Here is a 19,090-nt window from a genome sequence, read left to right as displayed (position 1 = left end):
TCAGGGCACCGCCAGGGGGTTCGGGATCTGCACGTAGACGCTCTGCGTCTCCAGCGGGCCGATCAGTTCGTCCAGTCCCGCGACCCGGGTCAGCAGGTTGGCCTTGCAGGGCAGCGTCGGGCTGTCCAGCAGCGCCTCGGTGACGCGGTGCACGCGGCCGGCGGCCTGCCGGGAGGCGGCGAACCGGCCGAGGACCTCGCGGGCCCGGCGCAGCAGCTGGCGCTCGTCGACCAGCGCGGTGGCGCCTAGCGCGCCGATCATGCCGATCAAGTTGTTGACGCCGACGTAGTAGGTCAGGCGCTCGTCCACGATGGCGTCGGCGACCACGGTGTCGCTGTCCTCGCCGGGGCGCGGGGCGAAGTCCGCCAGATGCGCCAGCGCCGACTCGCGGAAGTAGTAGCCCTGGTTGTCGCGGTAGCGGCCGCCCTCGGGCAGACCGTGCGGGTCCAGCACGACCAGCGTGTTCTGCTGGTGCGCCTCCAGCGTGATGCCGTGCGCCGAGTCCAGCCACAGGATCGGCAGCACGACCGCTTCCAGGTAGCGGGTGAACCAGTCCAGCACCGCCTCGGCGGGGCGGACGCCGGTCCGCTCGGCCGAGCCGACCACGATGTCGGCGAGCAGGTTCTCGCGCAGGTGGCCGTTGCGGGACGGGCCGTAGCCGAGGTCGGCGAAGGCGGCGACGCAGTAGACGCGGTCCATCGGGCCGAAGGGGTTCTCGCGCAGCAGGACGTCCAGGCCCGGGCCGCCGGTCTCGGCGGCGATCCACGCCGGGTCGCCGAGGATGCCGAAGCCGGGATGCGCCGCGGCGATGGCCTTGGCCAGGCCGGCGTCCAGCATCCGGCGGACCTCGATGCCGCGCCGCAGCTCCTTGCGCAGGTTCTCGCGCTTGGAGTTGGTGATGCGCAGAGCCAGGGGCAGCTTGAGCATGTAGGGGGCGTCGGCGCGGTAGACGGTGCGGATCGAGCTGGTCGCGTGCCAGGGGCGGCCGTGCGGGCCGAGGTCGGCGAGCAGGCCCTGGTCCGTCAGGGCCCGGATCTCGGGGCGCTGGCGCAGGTCCTGGGACTGCCAGGGGTGCGTGGGGATCAGGATGCTGTTCGGCGTCGCGCCGCGCGGCAGGTCGCCGCCGAGGAGCTTGTGGACCAGGGTCGGCGCGGTGTCGGACTCGGCGGAGTCGTGGCTGGCGATCGCCGGGTCCACCGACCACCAGTGCAGCTGGAAGGCGCCGTCGAGCTCGGGCGAGTAGCGTGAGGCTTCCTCTTCCGACCAGCCCTCGCGGGCCTTCGGCGCCGGGTGGAACGGGTGTCCGGCGACCAGCGCCTTCTCCGCCCACAGGAAGCGGGTCTCGCCCTGGGAGGTGCCGTGCGACAGGTGCGCGGCGATCCTGCGGGAGGAGTCGACGACCCGTCCGACCAGCTCGGCGACCGCCGGGACCCCGCCGCCGGCCTCGCGGGCGATGAGCGCGGCCAGGGTCGCGGCGTCCAGCGGCGGCGGGGCGGCCGGCGGGAGCCAGGACTCCGCGCTCCAGGCGCTGTCGGCCTCGATCTCCTCGCCCGCGGGCCGGCCGAAGACCTTGTTCTTGGGCGTGGCGGACTTGCGGTTGGCGTGCGGCAGCGCCAGCGGGTACGCCGGGCCGAAGCGGTGCCAGCCGACCGCGGACCAGGCGTCGACGTCCACCTCGACGGTGACGCCGGTCGCCGGGAAGGTCAGCCGCATCGGGCCGCCGGTCGGCACCGGGATCCGCGCCTCGCGGACCCAGCAGCGGAGCAGGACTTCGGCCGACAGCTCGTCGGCGGCGAATGTGTTCATGACGGGCCCCTGACGAAAGCCGAGGAGGAGGAAGCGGCGCCGCCGGCGGCGCGGACGGCGGCCAGCAGAGCGTCGATCTGGTGCTCGGTGGTGTGCGGGTTGAGGAGGGTGAGCTTGAGCCGCACCCGGCCGGGAGGCGTCCCCGGCCGCTCGCGCGCCAGCTCGGTGCGCCCGAGGACGGCGCGTCCGGCCTCGAGCAGATGCCGCCGCAGGACCCCGTTGACGCGATCGGTGTCGCGGAGATCCGGCGGCAGGTAGCGGAACAGCACGGTGGTCAGTTGCGGCTCGGCGGTGAGCTCCAGGTCCGCGTGCTGCCGGACCGCCGCCGCCGCATAGCGCGTCAGTGCCAGGCAGCGGTCGATGAGCTGCTGGAAGCCTTCGCGCCCCAGCGCCTGGAAGGCGGCGGCGAGCTTCACCGCGTCGGCCCGGCGCGTGGTGCGCAGCGAGCGGCCGAGCAGGCTGGGGTAGCCGGCCTGCTCGTCGTCCACGGAGTTGAGGTAGGAGACGCGCTTCTCCAGCGTCCTGAGCGACGCGGCGCGCTTGACGAGGAAGCACCCCGCCGGCACCGGCTGCCACCCGAGCTTGTGCAGGTCGAGGGTGACGGAGTCGGCGGCATCCAGCCCGAGCAGGCGCGCGTCGGGATCGGAGCCGAGCAGCAGCCCGCCGCCGTACGCCGCGTCGACGTGGAACCAGGCGCCGTGCCGCGCCGCGAGCTTGCCGATCGGCGCCAGCGGATCGATCGCCCCGAGGTCGGTGGTCCCGGCGGTGGCGACGACGGCCAGCGCGATCTCATCCCGCTCCGCGACCGCGTCCAGCGCTTCAGCCAGGGCATCCAGCCGCATCCGCCCCACGGCGTCCGAGGCCACGGGCACGACGCAGCGCTCACCGAGACCGAGGATCGCGGCATTGCGCGCGATGGAGAAGTGCGCCTGCTCGGAAGCGACGATGCGAAGCCGCCCGGCGGCGAAAGGCGGAACGCCGTCGAGGTCAGGATCGGCATCAAAGCGCCGGCGCAGGACATCGTCGCGGGCGAGCAGCAGGCCCATGAGATTGGACTCGGTACCGCCGGAGGTGAGGACCCCCGCACTGGAGCCGGAGTAACCGACGGCACGAGTCAGGGTCCGCACAACGCGCTCCTCGATCTCACCGGCAGCCGGCGACTGATCCCAGGAGTCGAGCGACTGGTTCAGCGCGGCGACAGCGGTCTCGGCCGCGACACTGGTCGCGAGCGGCGGGCAGTGCAGATGCGCGGCGCAGTGCGGGTGCGCGGGATCGGCGGAACCCCAGGCGAGGAGACGACCGAGGGAAGCGAGGGTCTCGAAGGGGTCCTGACCCTTGTCCGGGAGCACGCCGAAGCCGCTGGCGGCGACCGCATCGCGCACGGCCTGCGGCCCGCCGGGCGGGAGGGGACCAAGCCAGTCGGCGCGGCCGCGGTCGAGACCGTCGAGCACGGTCGCGAGGAAGAGGGCGAGGGCGCCGGTACCGGCGGGACCGGAGGCCAGGGCGGCGGCGTCGACGGCAGGGGCACCGGCGTGCGCAGCGAGAGTGGCGGCGATCGCGCCCGCCGAGCCGCCCGCCAGCTCGAAGGCCGGAGGGCTCGGGGAGGCGAGGTCGGCGAGCGGCGGCTCGGGGGTGGGGGCGAGGCTGCCGGGGCTGAGCAGGTTGGAGTTCGGCTCGACAGCCGTGAAGTTCGGCGGCGCCAGGTGGGCGAGAGGCGGCGCGGGTGCGGTACTGAGCTCGGCGATCTGGTTGGCAGCAGGGCTGCCGGGGTTGGTCAGATCGGCGGGCGGTGCGAGGTGGCTGAGCGGCGGCTCGGGGGTGGGGGCGAGGTTGCTGGGGCTGGCCAGGTCGGAGTTCGGCTCGGCAGCGGTCAAGTTCGGCGGCGCCAGATGGGCGAGAGGCGGCGCGGGTGCGGTACTGAGCTCGGCGATCTGGTTGGCAGCGAGGCTGCCGGGGTTGGCCAGATCGGCGATAGCAAGGCTCTGCTGCATCCGGCGATCGACTTGCGTGTCGGGTGCGGCACCGAGTTCGGCGATCTGGCTGGTAGCGAGGCTGCCGGCGCTGACCAGGCCGGCGGTGGCCAGATCGGCGCTGGCAAGGCTCTGCGGCGTGCGGCGATCGGCTTGTGTGGCGGGCAGAGCGCCGAGATTCGCGGCCTGGTTCGCCGTGATGCTCATCGCGAGGCCGGTCGCGTCTTGCGTGGCGGCGGTGTTCGTCGTCGCCAGGTGTCCTACGGGTTCGGCTCGGAGGACTCCGCGGAGGACGTCGGCTTCGATGCCGCTCATTTCGCCGATGTCTACCGGGGCGCCGGGGCGGGTGGGGGGGTGGGGGGCGGTGCTGGGGTCTTCGTTGATGTGCTCAGACACCGGCTGCCTCCAGGTTGCGGGTGGTGGTGTGGTCGGCGACTGCGTCGAGGGCTTGGTGCAGGGTGGTCATCAGGTGGTCGGCTTCGTCGTCGGCGAGGGTGAGGGGTGGGAGGAGGCGGAGGACTGCGGCGTGGCGGCCGCCTAGTTCGGCGATCACGCCTCGGGAGAGGAGTTCGGCGCGGAGCCTGCGTGCTGTCAGGGGTGCTGCGGGGAGGGCGCCTAGGGCGTCGGGGGTGGCGTGGGGGTCGACGATCTCCATGCCGAGCATCAGGCCGCGGCCTCGGATCTGGCCGAGGAGGGGGTGGCGGGCCTGATATCTGGTCAGACGGGTGGTGAGTCGCTCTCCGAGCTCTGCTGCTCGGGCGGCGAGGTTCTCGGCGAGGATGTGGCGGATTGTCGCCGCTCCCGCTGCCATGGCGAGCTGGTTGCCGCGGAAGGTGCCGGTGTGCGCGCCTTCGGACCAGCGGTCGAGCTCGGCGCGGTAGACCACCACCGCGAGGGGCAGGCCGCCGCCGACCGCCTTCGACAGGACCATGACGTCCGGCACCACGCCCGCGTGGTCCACGCCGAACAGCGTGCCGGTGCGGCCGAAGCCGGTCTGGACCTCGTCGGCGATCAGCGGGACGCCGTGCTCGGCCGTCGTCGCCCGCAGCGCGCGCAGCCACCCGTCCGGCGCGGGCACCACGCCGCCCTCACCCTGCACCGGCTCGACCACCACCGCCGCCGGGACCGCCGTGCCCGAGTGCGGGTCGGACAGCAAAGTACGTACATAGGCCGCCGACGCCCCCTCGCCAAGCGCCCCGCCCAGCCCGAACGGGCACCGGTACGGATGCGGGAACGGCAGCCGGGTCAGGAACGCGTCGCCCGCCACCGCCGGCTCGCGCACCGCGTTCGCCCCGGTCAGCGCCAGCGCACCGGCGGTCATGCCGTGATACGCGCCGGTGAAGGCGAACACGCCACGCCGCCCGGTCGCCGTCCGCGCCAGCTTCACCGCCGCCTCGACCGCGTCGGCGCCGGTGGGCCCGGCGAAGTGGACGCGGCAGTCGGCCGCGAGCTCCGGCGGCAGCGCCTCCAGCAGCGCCGAGGTGAAGTCGTCCTTCACCGGCGTGGCCAGGTCCAGGACGTGCAGCGGGGCGCCGCTGTCCAGCACCTCGCGGATCGCGGCGAGCACCGCCGGGTGGTTGTGGCCGAGGGCGAGGGTGCCGGCGCCGGACAGGCAGTCCAGGTAGTCGCGGCCGTCGGCGCCGGTGATCCACGAGCCCTGCGCCCGCACCGGGACGATCGGCAGGTGGCGCGCGTAGGTCCGGGCCGCCGATTCGCGCGCCGCCTGCCGGGCCAGGATCTTCGCGGCCGGGGCGGGCCGGGCCGGGCCCGTCGGCCCGTCGTCGCCGGGTGCGGCGGCCGGGGAGGTCGAAGGAACGGCGGGCGGGGCGGCGGGCGAGGGCATAGCGGTTCTCCATCCGTGGCAAGAGATCAGGTAAGGCTTACCTAACTCCCGTCACGGAAGTCAACCTGAATCACTACCGCCAGTGATTCTCCCGCGCGTGATCACAAGCGCGGACCACCGACACGCCCAGCGCGGACGCGGCAGCGCGACCCGCGCGCCACGTAACGAAGTGAGGGACCCCTCCCCATGGGAGAAGCCCCTCACTCGAGAACATGTATCAGATCAGATCAGTACCGCTCAGAACGCATTAAAACGGTCCGAGGATCGTCGCCAGGTGCCGGTTGTCGAAAACGTCGTACTTGCCCGCCCCGTACAGCGCGACGCCGACCTGCTTGACCACGCTGTCCGGCACGGCGACCGGGCCGCCGAACACCGGCAGCGCGCCCACCAGCCCGCTGAGTCCGGTCTTGGTCAGCGGCGCGTGCTGCTTGAGCCAGCCCAGCTCGGACGCCGGCAGCGTCCCGCCGTCGGCCAGCAGCAGCGGCGAGCCCCAGCGGCCGGTCAGCGCCCCGCCGGACAGCGCGTCCGGCCAGTTCCGGCCGGTGGCGATGCCCGGAACCACCGGACCGCCGTTCTGCGTCTGGAACATCGCGCTGTTGGCCACCGCCGCGGCCGTGGCGTACCGGTCGCTGCCGGACAGGTTCGTGACCTTGCCGTGCCAGCTCGGCTCCCCGGTGGCCACCGCGGTGACGCCCGGGCCGCCGACGGCGTAGACCTTGCTGACGGTCGGGTCGATGCCCGCGAGGTAGTCCTTCGTCTCCTTCGGCAGCGCACCGCCGTCGGTGAGCAGGACCACGCCGGTGGTCACCTTCGGCGAGGTGCTGCTGCCGCTGACGCCGGCGCCGGCCGTCAGGGCGTCGGGGTAGTCCTTGCCGGTCGCGACGGCGACGCTGCCCGGCGTCCCGCCGATCGTCTGGGCGATGTGCACCGAGGTCGCGAACCGGTCGGTGCCGCCGATCCGGTCCACCTTGAAGCCCAGAGCGGTGACGTCGGCCGCGACCTGCGGCGACAGCGCCTGCTCACCGCCGAGCAGGTAGATGGTCGCGCCCGGCGGCAGGATCCGGGTCAGCTCCTTGGCGACCTCCGGGGAGAGCTTGTGCCGATCGGTCAGCAGCAGCGGCCCGCCCTTCGCGATCGCCAGCGCGTTGCCGGACAGCGCGTCGGCGAACTGGTCGTCGCGGGAGAGCACCGCGGTCTTCGCGACGACGTTCGCACCGTGCGAGGAGACGGTGGTGCCCCGGTCGGCGGTGTTGTACCCCGACACCTTCACCGCGGTGTCGACCCGGTCGGCGCCGCCGAGGCGGTCGATGGCGGGGCGCGTGACCGGCGGCAGGAACGGGCTGGGCGCGTTCGTCGGGCCGGTGTAGAGCGGTCCGTTGTCCCAGGCCAGGTAGCCTCCGGCGATCGTGGCGTCGGTGATGATCGCCTTCGGGTCCCCGCCGGCGGCCGGAACCACGTCCAGGTTGTTGGTGCCCCAGCCGGAGGCGGCCGTCCAGGTCTGCTCCTGGAACGCGATCTCGGTGCCGTCCGGCGACCAGACCGGCCCGAACGCCGAGCCCGCGACGTGCGTGAGCGTCGTCGGCGAGGTGCCGTCGATGTTCGCCACGACGATCTGGGCCGTGCCGTGTCCGCCCCCGTACACGGTGTGGGCGATCTTCTTGCCGTCCGGCGAGAAGCTGATCGAGTCCGCGTTCGGCACCGTGGCGACAGTGGACGTGGCCGGGTCGAAGATCGAGATGGTAAAGGTGTAGCCGTTGTTCTGGATGCCGGCCACCAGGCCGCCGGGCCCGAAGACCAGCTGGCCCTGCAGTCCGCCGGGCGCCTTGTAGGCGGTGAGCCCGCTGCCGTCGGCCTTGATCTGGAAGTACCCGCCGCCGTTGTTCCGCTCGAACACGATCGTCGAGTCGTCCAGCCACTGCGGGGCGAGGTCCGCCGGATCGACGCCGTCGACGATCGGGCCGGTCGCCTTGTCGAGCAGCCGGGCACCGGTACCGTCGGCGTTCGACGTCCACAGGCTGCCGGTGGTCTCGTCCATGAACACGGCCCGGGTACCGTCCGGCGAGAACACCGGCGAGGGCGTCGCGTCGCTCGGGTCGAAGCCGCCGCCGGACGGGGTGACGATGTGCTTCCCCGAACCGTCCGGATTGACGGCGTACCAGGCCTGGCCCTGGCTGTAGCTGATCTGCCCGTTGTGCGGGGCGCCGGAGGCGGCGTTCGCAGCCGGAGCTGCGAGGCCCAGGGCGCCGGTCGCAGTGGCGGCGCCGAACGCGGCGGCCACGGTGAGGGCGCGGGCGACCCTCGAATCGCGAGTCAAAGTGATCTTTCCTCCCCTGCCGCGGTCGGGCCGCGGCTCAAGAACATTTGAAGCGAACGGCTCAGCGTAAGCCCGCGCGTTCAGGCGTCACGGAGCGACAACAGGTGAAGAAAGTGCCTACGTGAGCAGGAGCTTTTCCAGCCGCCGCGCCGCCACCGCCGCCCCGATCAGGCCCATCGCCGCGAGGTACAGCACGTCCCACAGCAGGCCGATGTGGACCCGTCCCAGGGTCAGGGCTCGAAGAAGGTCGATGCCGTGGTACAGGGGCAGGATCTCGATCAGCACCCTGACCTGGTGGTTGTAGACCGACAGCGGGTAGAAGGCGCCGGAGAACAGGAACATCGGCATCAGCGCGAGGGTCACCAGGTCGAAGTCCTGCCAGGAGCGCATGAAGGAGGTGCTGGCCATGCCGACCGCGGCGAAGGCGAAGCCGATCAGGACCGTCACCGGCAGCGCCAGCAACGCCCACCAGCTGTGGACCAAACCCATCACCAGCATCACCAGGAGGAACGCCGCGGAGTACATCAGTCCGCGCAGTTGCGCCCAGACGATGTCGCCGAGGGCGATGTCGCCCACGCGCAGCGGGGTGGCGAGCATCGCGTCGTAGATCTTGCCGTACTTGATCTTGAAGAAGACGTTGAAGGTGGCGTCGAACACCGCGCCGTTCATCGCCGAGACCGCGAGCAGGCCGGGGGCGACGTAGTGGGCGTAGGGCACACCGTCCACCGCGCCGGTGAGCTTGCCGAGCCCGACGCCGATCGACAGCAGGTAGAACACGGGCTCGAAGAAGCCGGAGACCATGGTCAGCCACAGCCGCCGGTAGACCATCAGGTTGCGCTCGACCAGGACCCCGGCCTTGCCGCCGCCCATCGGGCCGAAGGCGCGGCGGCCCAGCAGCAGGCGGGTCAGCGGGGCGGTGGACAGGAAAGACGGATCTGCGGTCGTCATCGCGGGCTCCCTTCTACGGATTGAGCCGACGGCGGAAGGTGTGGGCGCCGTACCAGAGCCCGGCGCCGATCACGGCGAACAGGTACGCCAGGTGCAGCAGCACCGAGCCGGCGCTCGCGGTCCCCAGCGCCAGTCCGCGGCACAGGTCGACGCCGTGCCACAGCGGCGTGGCGTACGCCAGGGGGCGGATCGCCGCCGGCAACTGCGTCACCGGGAAGAAGGTCCCGGAGAACAGGAACAGCGGGATCATCACGAAGCGGAACACCACCGAGAACCCGGTGTCGCGGTCCTGCGTCACCGCCCAGGCGATCACCGGCGCGGCGAACGCCAAGCCGGTCAGCGCCGCGGCCGGCACGGCCAGCACCGGCCCGAGCCCGCCGGGCCCGGCCGCGTGCACCGCTCCGAACAGCGCCATCACGGCCAGGAAGATCGCGCAGTTCATCAGCACCCGGAAACCCACGAATAGCAGCCGCCCGACGAAGACGTCGAACGAGCCCAGCGGCGAGGCGATCGAGGCGTGGAAGGTCTTCTGCCACTTCATCGACGACATCACCGGGTACGTCGACTCCCCGATCGCGGTCTGCATCGCGGTGTTCGCCAGCAGCGCCGGCGCCAGGAAGAGCAGGTAGCTCACCGGCTCGCCGTCGACCGTGCCGAAGCTGTGCGCCCCGGGACCGGCGTCCACGATCTTGCCCAGCGACATGCCCAACGCCACCAGGCTGAGCAGCGGCGCCAGAACGCTGGAGATGATCGAGCCGCGCCAGGTGCGGCAGTAGTTGGTGAGCAGTCCGCGCAGTTCGCGGACCGCCATCAGCGGCGTGCCGCGGACCGACGCGGCGCTGCCCGGCGGGGCGGACCGGACCGGCGGACCGGAGGAAGCCGGTGTCAGGGTACTCATCGTCAGTCCACCAACGTCCGTCCGGTCAGGTGCAGGAACACGTCCTCCAGCGACGAGCGCCGCACCAGCGAGGCCACCGGCACGGTCCCGGAGCCGTGGACGGCGGTCAGCGAGGCCTCGCCGTCGTCGCTGTACAGCAGGACCCGGTCCGGCAGCTCCTCTATGCGCTCGACCGCGCCGCGCTCCCCGGTACCGACCAGCGCCGCGAGCGCCTCGGTGGCGGCCGCGCGGTCCTCGCCGTCCGGCGCGAAGCGGATCTCGAGCACCTCGCGCGTCGAATAGCGCTCGATGAGTTCGCGCGGCGAGCCCTCGGCGGCGATCCGGCCGTGGTCCATCACGACCAGCCGGTCGCAGAGCTGCTCGGCCTCGTCCATGTAGTGCGTGGTGAGGATGAGCGTGGTGCCGGCCTGCTTGAGCCGGAACAGCCGGTCCCAGACCACGTGCCGGGCCTGCGGGTCGAGCCCGGTGGTGGGCTCGTCCAGGATCAGGATCTCCGGGGAGTTGATCAGCGAGCGGGCGATCGTCAGACGCCGCTTCATGCCGCCGCTGAGCGGCTCGACCGGGGACTCGGCACGGTCCGAGAGCTGCACGAAGTCCAACAGCTCGGCGGTCCGCGCGGCGATCTCGGCGCGCTTGAGCCCGAAGTACCGGCCGTAGATCAGCAGGTTCTCGCGCACCCGCAGCTCCATGTCCAGCGAGTCTTCCTGCGGGACCACACCGAGCCGGGCCTTGATACGGGAGGAGTCGACCCGCGGGTCCATGCCCAGGATGGTCAGCTCGCCACCGCTCATCGGCGAGACACAGCCGATCATGCGCATGGTCGAGGACTTGCCGGCGCCGTTGGGTCCCAGGAAGCCGAAAACCTCGCCGCGGCGCAGCTCGAAGTCGATGCCGTCCACGGCGGTGAAGGGATCGCCGCCGCGCTTGGTCGGCGGGAAGACCTTGCGCAGGCCCACCGCCTTGATCAGCGGCGCCTCGGAGGAGGAGATCAGGGCGGGGGTGGGCGAGGTGGAGATGTCGACCATGCCCGCAACCTAGCGGGATTCGCGGGTGATTCGTAAACGCTTTATGCGCGTCGCGCCGAGCCCGATGACGGGCCCGGCGCGGGAAACTCAGCCTTCGCTCTGTCCTTAGCTCTCAATCTGTCCTTAACTCTCAATCTCCCCATGCCCGTGACTGTGCCCGTGGTGGCCCTGATGCCCGCCGCCCTGCACCTCGTCGTACCTGGCCTGCTTGAGCGGCTTGCGCTTGACGTCCACGCCGCCCATGAGCGCGAAGCCGCGCACGTGCACGGTCGGCGCGCCGGGGTCGACCGGGCCGACCGGCGTTCCGGAGTAGCCGCCCATGAAGCCGAAGCCGTGGACTTGGACGTTCAGTCCTTCGGGCACGATGATTCCGATGCCGCCCATCAAGCAGGAGGCGTTGATCGTGACTTCCATGTCCTCGTACTCGGCCTCGCGCAGGTCCAGCTCGATGCCGCCCATCATGGCGAAGGCGATGTAGCTCTTCGGCACCACCCACGCGCCCTTGTTGCCCGAGCCGCCCATGAGCACGAAGGTCTTGCGGCGTCCGGGCTTGCGGCCGACGCGCCAGCGGCCGCGGGTCCGGGCCGCCGGGGCGGCCGCGGGACCCGCCCCGGCGGAGGCGGGCAGGTCCCGGGTGATCGGCTCGAGCTCGGCGTAGGTCTTGGCGGTGTAGACCGCGGTGATGCGGTCCTCCAGCTCGTCCAGCCCGAGACGGCCCTCGCCGGCCGCTTCCCGGAGGCGTTCGGCGACCTGTTCGCGTTCGTTGTCGGAAACGCGCAGCTGCCGCGGGTCGATCGGCTCGGGGACGTGGCTCGTCATGGCTGAGACCTTACAAGAGACGCGGTCGTCACAGGGAGGTGACGTACGCGCCGCTGATCCCGCCGTCGACCAGGAAGTTCGAGGCGTTCACGAACGAGGCGTCGTCGCTGGCCAGGAAGGCCACCGCGGCGGCGATCTCCTCGGGCTCGGCGAAGCTGCCGCGCGGGACGTGCACCAGGCGCCGGGCGGCGCGCTCGGGGTCCTTGGCGAACAGCTCCTTGAGCAGCGGGGTGTTCACCGGCCCGGGAGACAGCGCGTTGACCCGGATGCCCTGCTTGGCGAACTGCACGCCGAGCTCGCGGGACATCGCCAGCACGCCGCCCTTGGAGGCGGTGTACGAGATCTGCGACGTGGCCGAACCCAGGGTCGCCACGAACGAGGCGGTGTTGACGATCGAGCCGCCGCGCCCGGTCGCCTCGAACTGCCGCAGCATGTGCGGGATGACCGCCTTGCAGCACAGGTACACCGAGGTCAGGTTGACCTTCTGCACCCGGTCCCAGGCCTCCATGCCGGTGTCCAGGATCGAGTCGTCGTCGGGCGGGGATATACCGGCGTTGTTGAACGCGATGTCCACCGACCCGTAGGTGTCCACGGCGGCCTGGAACAGCGCCGCCACGCGCTCGGCATCGGTGACGTCGGTCCGCACGAACAGACCGCCCACCTCCTCGGCCGCCGCCTTGCCGCTCGCCTCGTCGAGGTCGGCGAGCACCACGTGCGCGCCCTCGGCGGCGAACCGGCGCGCGGTCGCCATCCCGATCCCGCCGGTACCGCCGGTGATGACGGCCACGCGGCCGGCCAGACGCTCGGTCATGTCGCTCCTGTTCTCAGGTTCTCAGTGTTCATGGTGCATGGTGCATGGTTCGTGGTTCATCGTTCACGGTTCACAAGGCGATGAAGACGTTCTTGGTCTCGGTGAACGCCGCCAGCGCGTCCGGTCCGAGCTCCCGGCCGAGGCCGGACTGCTTGTAACCGCCGAAGGGCGTGGAGTACCGCACCGAGGAGTTGGAGTTCACCGACAGGTTCCCGGCCTGCACGGCCCGGGAGACCCGCAGCGCGCGGGACAGGTCGCGGGTCCAGATCGAGCCGGACAGCCCGTACTGGGTGAGGTTGGCCAGCTCGATCCCCTGCTGCTCGGAGGAGAACGGCACCACCGTCACCACCGGTCCGAACACCTCCTCGCACTGGATCTCGTCGTCCGCCGAGACCCCGGTGACCACGGTCGGCGGGAACCAGAACCCCGCGGTGTCCGGCACTTCGCCCTGATAGGCCAGGCGATCGGCGGGGACCCGGTCGACGAAGCCGGACACCCGCGCCTTCTGGGTCGCGGAGATCAGCGGACCCATCTCGGCCTTCTCGTCGAGCAGATCGCCGATCACCACGCCCCGGCAGGCGTTCAGGAAGTGCTCCAGGAACTCGTCGTACGCCGAGGACTCGACCAGGATCCGGGACCGCGCGCAGCAGTCCTGCCCCGCGTTGTCGAAAACCCCGTAGGGAGCCGAGGCCGCCGCCTTCTCGATGTCGGCGTCGGCGAAGACGATGTTCGGGCTCTTACCGCCGAGTTCCAGCGTCACCCGCTTCACGTCCGCCGCGCACCGCGCCATGATCGAGCGGCCCACCGCCGAGGAGCCGGTGAACACGATCTTGCGGACGTCCGGATGCTCGACCAACCGTGCCCCGGCCTCGGGTCCGAAGCCCGGCACGACCTGCAGCACGCCCTCCGGCAGCCCGGCCTCGAGCGCGATCTCCGCCAGCCGCAGCGCGGTGAGCGGCGTGGTCTCGGCGGGCTTCAGGACGACCGTGTTGCCCGCCGCGAGCGCCGGGGCGAAACCCCATGCGGCGATCGGCATCGGGAAGTTCCACGGCACGATCACGCCGACGACGCCGAGCGGCTCGGCGATCGTCAGGTCCAGACCGCCCGCGACGGGGATCTGGCGGCCGAACAAGCGCTCCGGGGCGGCCGCGTAGTACGTCAGCACGTCCCGGACGTTGCCGGCTTCCCAGCGGGCGTTGGAGATGGTGTGCCCGGCGTTCTCGACCTCGATGCGCGCCAGCTCCTCGGTGTGGGAGTCCACGAGGTCGGCGAAGCGGCGCAGCAGCCGCGCGCGGTCGGCCGGGGCGACGTCGCGCCAGGCCGGGAAAGCCTCGCGCGCCCGCGCCACAGCCTGGTCCACACCGTCGGCGGAGGTCATCTCGAGCGAGCGGAAAACGGCGCCGGTGGCCGGGTTGATCAGGTCGTACACGTGCTATCGTCCTTTGGCGTATCGGGTCGCGGCGTCGGTCAGGGAGCGGAACAGCTCCGGCTTGCTGTCTTCCTCGGGGTGCCACTGCACCCCCACCACGTAGTCCTTCTCGGGCATCCACGCCGCCTCGATCAAGCCGTCGGGGGCGTTGCCCGAGGATTGCAGGCCCGCCCCCAGCTTGTCGATGCCCTGATGGTGATGGCACCAGGCGATGATCTGGGTGCCCAGCACGCGTCCGGGCGGCGCCGCCGGGTCCAGGTCGATGCGGACCGCGGCGAACTGTCCGAGTTGTTTGCGGTGCGCGTCGCCGAACACCGATTCGTCGGGCAGGTGCTGGCGCAGCGTGCCGCCGAGGGCGGCGTTCAGCAGCTGGAACCCGCGGCAGATGGCCAGCACCGGGATGTTGCGCGCGAGCGCTGCGGCCAGCAGCGCGAACTCCCAGGCGTCGCGCCCTCTGCGCGGGCTGTCGGTGTCCAGGTGGCGGACCGCGCCGTAGCCGGAGGGATCGATGTCCGGACCGCCGGTGAGGATCAGGCCGTGCAGGATCCCGACGACCTCCTCGGCCTCGGCCTTGTTCAGGTCGTCGGCGTCGTGCTCGAGATGCTGAGGCAACAGCAACGGGACCCCGCCGGCCCGGGTCACCGATTCGACGTACGCGTGCGGGAGCAGCGAGGCGGGCACGTTCTTCCACGCGCCCCACGAAGCCGTCTCCTGGTACATGCTCAGTCCGATGAGAGGCGCCGGCATCGCGGCCTCACATCCTTTCGAAGGAACGGAATCGCTCCCAGTCGGTCACGGTCGACTGGAAGGCCGCGAGTTCCACGCGGCCCATGGTGATGTAGTGCTCGACGACGTCGTTGCCCAGCGCCTCGCGGGCGGGCTCGCTCCATGAGAAGTAGTCGACGGCCTCGCTGAGCATGTCCGGCACGCGCGGGATGTCGGCGTCGTAGGCGTTGCCGGTGAACTCCGGCGGCAGCTTCAGGCCGCGGTCGATCCCGGCCAGCCCGGCGGCGATCATCGCGGCGACCGCCAGGTAGGGGTTGACGTCCCCGCCGGGGACGCGGTTCTCCACGCGCAGCGACTCGCCCTGGCCGACGACCCGCATCGAGCAGGTGCGGTTGTCCCGTCCCCAGGCGATGCCGGTGGGCGCGAAGGAGCCGTTCGCATAACGCTTGTAGGAGTTGATGTTCGGCGCGTACATCAGCGTGAAGTCCCGCAGGAAGGCCAGCTGCCCGGCCAGGAAGTGCTCCATCATCTCCGAGAAGCCGTGCGGCCGCTCCGGATCGGCCATCACCGCGGCGCCGCCGGGACCGCGCAGGCTCAGGTGGATGTGGCAGGAGTTGCCCTCGCGATGGTCGTACTTGGCCATGAAGGTGAGGGACTTGCCCTCCTGCAGGGCTATGGTCTTGGCGCCGTTCTTGTAGATCACGTGGTTGTCGCAGGTGGTCAGCGCGTCCCGGTACCGGAAGCCGATCTCCTGCTGGCCCAGGTTGCACTCGCCCTTGGCGGACTCCACATACATGCCGGCGCCGGCCATGCCGTTGCGGATGCGCTTGAGAAGCGGCTCGACGATGGAGCCGCCGAGCATCGAGTAGTCGCCGTTGTAGTGGACCGAGGGCTGCATGTCGCGGTAGCCCTTGCGCCAGGCGTCCTGGTAGGAGTCGTCGAAGACGATGAACTCCAGCTCGGTGCCGACGTAGGCGGACCAGCCGCGCTCGGCGAGGCGGGCCAGCTGCTTCTGCAGGATCTGGCGCGGGCTCTGCACGACGGGCTCGCCGTGGTGGTCGACCACGTCGGCCAGGACCAGCGCGGTGCCCGGCTCCCAGGGGACGTTGCGCAGGGTGCTCAGGTCCGGCTTGAGCACGAAGTCGCCGTAGCCGCTGTCCCAGCTGGCGTTGGCGTAGCCGTCGACCGGGGTCATGTCGACGTCCACGGCCAGCAGGTAGTTGCACGCCTCGGCCTCGTGCGCGGCCACCTCGTCGAGGAAGTACTCCGCCGAGAGCCGTTTACCTTGCAGGCGGCCCTGCATGTCGGTCATGGCCAGCTGGACGGTGTCCACACGGCCGACCGAGATGAGGTCGCGGAGCTGCTGGAGAGTGAGCATGCCGGTACGCGCGGGCATAATGTGCCTACCTAGGGTCAACGCATGGCGGGCACGGGGACGGTGACCGCGGCCTTGTGACTTACAGGGGTTTGCGACGGTGCTGGCTCATACCCTGGTGTGCGGCGGGGGCTCCAGTCAAGATCCGTTGCGATTGTTCGGATACGGGCTGATCCGGGCGTGTGCGCGGCGATCCGCACGGCGTCCGCGGGCGATCTCGGGGCGGTCCGCGCGGGTGGTTTCGCGGGGGTCCCGGCGTGCTCTTGGCGTGCACCCGGCGTGCTCTCGGTGTGCTCTCGGCCGTCGGCCGGACCTGAGCGGAGGCGGCGTCCGCCTGGGGCGTAACGTGGCCGACGTCCGGCGTCCCGCTGGCGTTAAGCTGGGCCATTGATCACCGCTGACCCCCCGCAGAGCTTTCCCTGGAGTCCCGCGTGCACTGGATGATGCCCTATCAGATGGCCTTCTGGCTGTGCGGCGTCCTCATGGTGCTGGCCGCGGCGATGTACTTCTCGCGCAAGCCGCTGCTCGTGAAGTACCTGCCCTTCCCGCGCGAGCTGGGGACCGTGCTGGGCCTGTTCGGGCTGTGGCAGGTCGCCGGGCGGCTGTCGGTGATGAAGGTGAACGGCGCCCTGACCCGCGGGACCTGGATCTGGGACACCGAGCGCGACGTGTTCCTGCCCAGCGAGCACTGGATCCAGCACCTGTTCTTCCCGGCGCACCCGACCGTGGTGAAGTTCTTCAACCTCTACTACGCCTCGATGCACTTCACCTGCATGATCATTTTCTTGATCTGGCTGTTCATCCGGCACCGCGAGCACTACGCGAGCGCCCGCACCACGATGGCCCTGGCCACCGCCTTCGCCCTGGCGATCCAGCTGATCCCGGTGGCGCCGCCGCGCATGATCGTCAAGGCCCACCTGGTCGACACCGCGCTGTACTTCCACCAGTCGGTCTACGGCCCGATGAACGCGGACTCCCCCGACCAGCTCTCGGCGATGCCCTCGGTCCACGTGATCTGGGCGGTCCTGGTCGGCTGGACGGTCTGGCGGGTCTCCCCGAGCAAGTGGCGCTGGATCGGTCCGCTGCACACGGTCCTGACCATCACCGTCGTCCTGGCCACCGCGAACCACTACTGGGCCGACGGCATCGTCGGGGTGGCCCTGCTCCTGCTTTCGGCGGGAATCCAGGCCGCCGCCCGGCGTGGCGCCCGCTGGATCCGCCGGGCCCGCGTAGCCTCGGCGCAGGTATCCGAACCCGAGCTTGCCAGGAGCAGTTGATGACCGCCGTCGCCGAAACCGGGACCCCCGCCGTCGCCTATGGCGTGCTGGGCATGAGCTGCGGCCACTGCAGCGCGGCCGTCACCGAGGCGCTGAGCGCCCTGCCCGGCGTGGCCGCCGTCGAGATCGACCTGCCGGGCAAGCGCGCCCTGGTGACGTCCGCGGCCGCGCTGGAGATCGCGGCGGTCCGCGACGCCGTCGAGGGCGCCGGATACCAGCTGGTCTAGGTCTAGGGCCACTTCCGCGCGATTGGCCCGCGGCGGCCGCCCGGATCGTCCGCCATCCGCCGCGCCGCCCGGATTACGCTTCGGCCATGACGGCGACACCACATCTGCACACCCAGCGCCTCGAACTCGACGACCAGACCCTCCGGGAATGGGACGCGAGCGTCCTGAAGTCCGACGGCGAGGGCATCGTCCTGGACCGCTCCGCCTTCTACCCCGGCGGGGGCGGGCAGCCGCCGGACGAGGGGGTGCTCGTGTGGGGCGGTGTGCGGACCCGGATCGTCGGCGTGCGCAAGGGCGACGACCTCGTGCTGATCCCGCACGACGAGGACCCGCTGCCGCCGGCCGGAACCGCTGTGCGCGGCGCCCTGGACGACGAGCGCCGCACCTGGCTCATGCGCACGCACTCCGGGCTGCACCTGCTTTCCGGGGTCGTCTTCCGAGACTTCAACGCGCTGGTCACAGGCGGGAATATGGAACCGGGGACGGCACGCATGGATTTCAACCTCCCTGAGGTGCCCGCCGACTTCAAAGCCCGGATCGAGGAGGCGTGCAACGTCGAGGTGGTCAAGGACCACCGGATCGACGTGAAGGTGCTGCCGCGCGAGGAGGCCTTCGCCATCCCGGACATCATCCGCACCGCGACCAACCTCGTGCCGCCGGAGCTGGAGGAAGTGCGGATCGTGGACATCGTCGGACTCGACACTCAGGCGGACGGCGGAACCCATGTGGAGTCGACGAGATGGATCGGCAAGATCGAGGTGTTGAAGGTGGAGAACAAAGGCAAGGGCTTCCGGCGCTTGCGCATTGCCATCCGTGACTGAGTGTGACTGATCCCCAGGTCGGGACCGGTCTGATCCGAGAGGCGAAGAGCATCATGGCGGACAACGCCCGCGGGCGCGTGAAAGTGGAGACCGGCGCCAAGCGCGTGCGGCTGTACCTGGAGAACCGGCTGGTGGCGGACACGCTGACGCCGCTGCTCGTGTGGGAGAAGCCGTTCTACCCGACCTACTACGTCCCGGCGAAGGACGTCCTGGCCGACCTGAAGCCCACCGGCGAGTCCGAGCACTCGCCGAGCCGCGGCGACGCGCAGGTCCACGACGTCCTCCTGGCCGGCGCGACCGCGCCCGGCAAGGCGCGCACGGTCCCGGAGTCCCCGCTGGAGGAGCTGCGCGACGCGGTCCGGTTCGACTTCGACGCCTTCGACTGGTTCGAAGAGGACGAGCCGATCTACACCCACCCGCGCGACCCCTACAGCCGCATCGACGTCGTCGCCAGCAGCCGGCACTTCCGCGCCGAGCTCGACGGCGTGCTCCTGGCCGACTCCCCGAACAGCATGATCGCGTTCGAGACCGGCCTCCCGCCGCGCTACTACGTCCCGATCACCGCGCTGAACCAGGACATCCTGCGCCCCTCGGAGACCGTCACGCACTGCCCCTACAAGGGCGCGGCGACGTACTGGTCGGTCCAGATCGGCGAGGAGGTCCGCGACGACATCATCTGGGGTTACCGGACGCCGTTCGCCGAAGTGCAGAAGATCGCCGGGCTCGCCGCGGTCTACAACGAGAAGGTCGACATCTTCCTGGACGGCGTTCTGCAGGAGCGTCCGAAGCCGCGCTACTGAC

At 71.0% G+C, this 19,090-nt stretch carries 16 protein-coding genes; 4 read left to right on the top strand and 12 right to left on the bottom strand.

The annotated features are described in order from the left end of the window. The 12 genes from CACI_RS09010 to CACI_RS08960 all read right to left on the bottom strand — a co-directional run bounded on the left by CACI_RS09010 (nt 1) and on the right by CACI_RS08960 (nt 15,985). On the bottom strand, nt 1-1,806 hold the full coding sequence (locus tag CACI_RS09010) for an IucA/IucC family protein (protein ID WP_012786023.1): 1,806 nt from the start codon (nt 1,804-1,806) through the stop codon (nt 1-3). After that, on the bottom strand, nt 1,803-4,172 hold the full coding sequence (locus tag CACI_RS53470) for a pyridoxal-dependent decarboxylase (RefSeq protein WP_012786022.1): 2,370 nt from the start codon (nt 4,170-4,172) through the stop codon (nt 1,803-1,805). Before CACI_RS53470 ends, CACI_RS09010 begins: the two co-directional genes overlap by 4 nt. Then, on the bottom strand, nt 4,165-5,619 hold the full coding sequence (locus CACI_RS09005; protein WP_012786021.1) for a diaminobutyrate--2-oxoglutarate transaminase family protein: 1,455 nt from the start codon (nt 5,617-5,619) through the stop codon (nt 4,165-4,167). Before CACI_RS09005 ends, CACI_RS53470 begins: the two co-directional genes overlap by 8 nt. A 247-nt stretch (nt 5,620-5,866) precedes the next feature. Beyond that, nucleotides 5,867-7,933, bottom strand: a complete 2,067-nt coding sequence (locus CACI_RS09000) for a cell wall-binding repeat-containing protein (RefSeq protein ID WP_012786020.1) — start codon at nt 7,931-7,933, stop codon at nt 5,867-5,869. Between the two features lie 117 nt (nt 7,934-8,050). Continuing rightward, nucleotides 8,051-8,881 carry an ABC transporter permease gene (locus tag CACI_RS08995; protein ID WP_012786019.1) on the bottom strand — a complete coding sequence of 277 codons (831 nt, stop codon included), beginning with the start codon at nt 8,879-8,881 and terminating at the stop codon, nt 8,051-8,053. Between the two features lie 13 nt (nt 8,882-8,894). After that, on the bottom strand, nt 8,895-9,779 hold the full coding sequence (locus CACI_RS08990) for an ABC transporter permease (protein WP_012786018.1): 885 nt from the start codon (nt 9,777-9,779) through the stop codon (nt 8,895-8,897). A gap of 2 nt (nt 9,780-9,781) precedes the next feature. Then, a complete protein-coding gene (locus CACI_RS08985; RefSeq protein ID WP_012786017.1) occupies nt 9,782-10,804 on the bottom strand; it encodes an ABC transporter ATP-binding protein in 1,023 nt (340 codons plus the stop codon). Between the two features lie 123 nt (nt 10,805-10,927). Further along, complete coding sequence (locus tag CACI_RS08980; protein ID WP_012786016.1) at nt 10,928-11,623, bottom strand: DUF1707 SHOCT-like domain-containing protein; 696 nt, start codon at nt 11,621-11,623, stop codon at nt 10,928-10,930. 28 nt (nt 11,624-11,651) lie between these two features. Continuing rightward, the gene (locus CACI_RS08975; protein ID WP_012786015.1) at nt 11,652-12,434 is read right to left on the bottom strand and encodes a 3-oxoacyl-ACP reductase; all 783 of its coding nucleotides are present in this window, start codon (nt 12,432-12,434) and stop codon (nt 11,652-11,654) included. 70 nt (nt 12,435-12,504) lie between these two features. Then, a complete protein-coding gene (locus CACI_RS08970; RefSeq protein ID WP_012786014.1) occupies nt 12,505-13,863 on the bottom strand; it encodes an aldehyde dehydrogenase family protein in 1,359 nt (452 codons plus the stop codon). Nucleotides 13,864-13,866: 3 nt separating this feature from the next. Next, the gene (locus tag CACI_RS08965; RefSeq protein ID WP_012786013.1) at nt 13,867-14,610 is read right to left on the bottom strand and encodes a gamma-glutamyl-gamma-aminobutyrate hydrolase family protein; all 744 of its coding nucleotides are present in this window, start codon (nt 14,608-14,610) and stop codon (nt 13,867-13,869) included. 7 nt (nt 14,611-14,617) lie between these two features. Beyond that, nucleotides 14,618-15,985: a glutamine synthetase family protein gene (locus CACI_RS08960; protein ID WP_012786012.1), complete on the bottom strand. Its 1,368-nt coding sequence runs from the start codon at nt 15,983-15,985 to the stop codon at nt 14,618-14,620. Between the two features lie 419 nt (nt 15,986-16,404). On the opposite strand from CACI_RS08960, the gene CACI_RS08955 reads away from it, so the two are divergent. From CACI_RS08955 to CACI_RS08940, 4 genes are all read left to right on the top strand, one after another. Next, entirely contained in the window at nt 16,405-17,241 is an 837-nt protein-coding gene (locus tag CACI_RS08955; protein ID WP_041541401.1) for a phosphatase PAP2 family protein, read from the top strand. Continuing rightward, complete coding sequence (locus CACI_RS08950) at nt 17,241-17,468, top strand: heavy-metal-associated domain-containing protein (RefSeq protein ID WP_012786010.1); 228 nt, start codon at nt 17,241-17,243, stop codon at nt 17,466-17,468. The genes CACI_RS08955 and CACI_RS08950 overlap by 1 nt, the downstream gene beginning before the upstream one ends. 86 nt (nt 17,469-17,554) lie before the next feature. Then, nucleotides 17,555-18,289, top strand: coding sequence for an alanyl-tRNA editing protein (locus CACI_RS08945; RefSeq protein WP_012786009.1), 735 nt, complete (start codon nt 17,555-17,557; stop codon nt 18,287-18,289). Nucleotides 18,290-18,342: 53 nt separating this feature from the next. Then, a complete protein-coding gene (locus tag CACI_RS08940) occupies nt 18,343-19,089 on the top strand; it encodes a DUF427 domain-containing protein (RefSeq protein WP_041541400.1) in 747 nt (248 codons plus the stop codon). Nucleotide 19,090: the final 1 nt, after the last annotated feature.

Origin of the sequence: Catenulispora acidiphila DSM 44928, from assembly GCF_000024025.1 — a bacterium.
GTDB classification, from domain to species: Bacteria; Actinomycetota; Actinomycetes; order Streptomycetales; family Catenulisporaceae; genus Catenulispora; species Catenulispora acidiphila.
This window is presented reverse-complemented; position numbering and strand designations above follow the sequence as displayed.

Excerpts from the sequence above, each read along its gene's own strand:
- CACI_RS09010 (WP_012786023.1), bottom strand. The coding sequence starts at position 1,806 with ATGAACACATTCGCCGCCGACGAGCTGTCGGCCGAAGTCCTGCTCCGC.
- CACI_RS09005 (WP_012786021.1), bottom strand. The coding sequence starts at position 5,619 with ATGCCCTCGCCCGCCGCCCCGCCCGCCGTTCCTTCGACCTCCCCGGCC.
- CACI_RS08995 (WP_012786019.1), bottom strand. The coding sequence starts at position 8,881 with ATGACGACCGCAGATCCGTCTTTCCTGTCCACCGCCCCGCTGACCCGC.
- CACI_RS08990 (WP_012786018.1), bottom strand. The coding sequence starts at position 9,779 with ATGAGTACCCTGACACCGGCTTCCTCCGGTCCGCCGGTCCGGTCCGCC.
- CACI_RS08985 (WP_012786017.1), bottom strand. The coding sequence starts at position 10,804 with ATGGTCGACATCTCCACCTCGCCCACCCCCGCCCTGATCTCCTCCTCC.
- CACI_RS08980 (WP_012786016.1), bottom strand. The coding sequence starts at position 11,623 with ATGACGAGCCACGTCCCCGAGCCGATCGACCCGCGGCAGCTGCGCGTT.
- CACI_RS08975 (WP_012786015.1), bottom strand. The coding sequence starts at position 12,434 with ATGACCGAGCGTCTGGCCGGCCGCGTGGCCGTCATCACCGGCGGTACC.
- CACI_RS08965 (WP_012786013.1), bottom strand. The coding sequence starts at position 14,610 with ATGCCGGCGCCTCTCATCGGACTGAGCATGTACCAGGAGACGGCTTCG.
- CACI_RS08960 (WP_012786012.1), bottom strand. The coding sequence starts at position 15,985 with ATGCCCGCGCGTACCGGCATGCTCACTCTCCAGCAGCTCCGCGACCTC.
- CACI_RS08955 (WP_041541401.1), top strand. The coding sequence starts at position 16,405 with ATGATGCCCTATCAGATGGCCTTCTGGCTGTGCGGCGTCCTCATGGTG.
- CACI_RS08950 (WP_012786010.1), top strand. The coding sequence starts at position 17,241 with ATGACCGCCGTCGCCGAAACCGGGACCCCCGCCGTCGCCTATGGCGTG.
- CACI_RS08945 (WP_012786009.1), top strand. The coding sequence starts at position 17,555 with ATGACGGCGACACCACATCTGCACACCCAGCGCCTCGAACTCGACGAC.
- CACI_RS08940 (WP_041541400.1), top strand. The coding sequence starts at position 18,343 with ATGGCGGACAACGCCCGCGGGCGCGTGAAAGTGGAGACCGGCGCCAAG.